1 protein-coding gene is annotated in these 687 nt (G+C 52.5%); it reads left to right on the forward strand.

Features of this window, described 5'->3' with window-relative positions; genetic code table 11:
- A partial coding sequence (dsbD, locus tag R8N49_RS27385; protein ID WP_318190485.1) for a protein-disulfide reductase DsbD occupies positions 1-687 on the forward strand: 687 nt, incomplete at both ends.

Raw genomic sequence — 687 nt, forward strand, 5'->3', positions numbered from 1 at the left:
TGGGTTTATCCCTAGTTTACGTGCAAGGCATGGCGCTGACTTACACTCTTCTCGGCTTAGTGGTGGCATCAGCAGGCATGCAGTTCCAAGCGGCGATGCAACACCCATATGTGTTGATTGGTTTGAGTATCTTATTCGTCACGTTGGCACTCTCCATGTTTGGTGTGTACACCCTGCAATTGCCAAGCAGTGTACAAACGTGGCTAAACAACCTGAGCAACAAACAGCAAGGCGGCAGCAGCGCAGGCGTATTCGCGATGGGTGCGATCTCAGGTCTGGTGTGCTCACCGTGTACCACGGCACCTCTGTCGGGCGCACTACTCTACGTTGCACAAAGTGGTGACTTGCTGACTGGTGGTATTGCGCTTTACGCACTGGCGATGGGTATGGGTATTCCGCTGATTCTCGTGGCGGTATTTGGCAACAAACTGCTGCCAAAAGCTGGCGGTTGGATGGACCGCGTGAAGACACTATTTGGTTTCATTCTGCTGGCAGCTCCAATCTTCTTGCTTGAGCGTATCTTGCCAGAAATGTGGTCGACGGCGTTGTGGTCTGCGCTCGGTATCGCGGCATTTGGTTGGTTGTATCACATCAAAAACAGCTTGGAGTTTGGTGGCTGGAAGCAAAGCGCAATTGGCATTATTGCCGTCCTCGGTTTGTTCGCCTCCGCGCAACCAGCACTGAATT

This window comes from Vibrio sp. 1978 (assembly GCF_033344345.1).